At 70.1% G+C, this 1,133-nt stretch carries 1 protein-coding gene; it reads right to left on the bottom strand.

Going from position 1 to position 1,133, the window contains the following annotated elements:
* Positions 1-1,017 (bottom strand): IS481 family transposase, encoded by a 1,017-nt coding sequence (locus ABT299_RS52775; protein ID WP_500255496.1) that lies wholly within the window; start codon positions 1,015-1,017, stop codon positions 1-3.
* Between the last annotated feature and the right edge of the window lie 116 nt (positions 1,018-1,133).

The raw sequence follows: 1,133 nt of genomic DNA, 5'->3' as shown, positions 1-1,133 counted from the left end.
CTAGCTGTACTGCCCTGAGAGGTTGGTGACGCGGCTGGCGGGTGGTTGTCCTGCCAGTGCGGTGTGTCCGCGGTGATGGTTGTAGAGGTGTAGCCAGGGGGCGAGTGCGGTGCGTCGTTCGGATTCGCTGGTGTAGGGGCGGGCGTAGGCCCATTCGTTCAGGAGGGTGCGGTGGTAGCGCTCGACTTTGCCGTTGGTCTGGGGCCGGTAGGGGCGGGTGCGTTTGTGTGCGATGGCGTCTGCGGCGAGTTGGTCGCGCCAGTGGTGTGAGCGGTAGCAGGCGCCGTTGTCGGTCAGGACCCGGCGGACGGTGATCCCGGCGTCGGTGAAGAAGCGGTGTGCGCGCCGCCAGAACGCGGTGGCGGTTTCCTTGCGCTCGTCGGGCAGGATCTCGGTGTAGGCCAGGCGGGAGTGGTCGTCGATGGCGGTGTGCAGGTAGCCGTGGCCCAGCCGGGGTTTGCCGCCCGGGCGGCGGGTGCCGGTGTCGGTGCGTTGGCTGTTGCGGGCGCCGATGGCGCGGCCGTGCACGCGGTGGCCGCCGCCGTCGGGGATGTTGCCGAGCTTTTTGATGTCGATGTGGACCAGGTCGCCGGGTGCGGGGTGTTCGTAGCGGCGGACGGCTCGGTTGTCGGTGCGGCGGATCGGGCGGCCGGTGGCGCGGTCCAGATGTGCCAGGGGCGGGCAGTGGTAGCGGGTCAGGACGCGATGCACGGTCGAGGCGTGCAGACCCAGCCGGGAGGCGATGCGGGCCGGTCCGAGCCGGGCGGTGACACGCAGATTGACGATCCGCCGCTCGATCCGCCGGCACATGCGGGCCGGGCTGTGGTGCGGGCGGCTGGAACGATCGGCCATCCCCGCCGCCCCCGACCGCCGGTAGCGGTCGGCCCAGCGTCTGGCGGTGGTGTGAGAGACCTGGAACCGCTCGGCCGCCCGCCGCAGCGGCCAGCCTTCCTCCACGACACAGCGGGCCAGCTCCAACCGCCCGGCCGGCGCGAGTTTGGCGTTAGCGTGGACCACGAGGACCTCCCGGACGAGATGTGCATGTTGTGGTGACACACACCTCGCCAGGAGGTCCTCGTCCATTTCAAGCTCATCGAACCGTGTCGCCGTCACCAACGTCCATGGTCACTACA

This window comes from Spirillospora sp. NPDC000708 (genome assembly GCF_040299565.1).
In the GTDB taxonomy this organism is placed as follows: Bacteria; Actinomycetota; Actinomycetes; order Streptosporangiales; family Streptosporangiaceae; genus Spirillospora.
The sequence above is the reverse complement of the archived record's forward strand: the minus strand, read 5'-3'. Positions and strand labels throughout refer to the sequence as shown.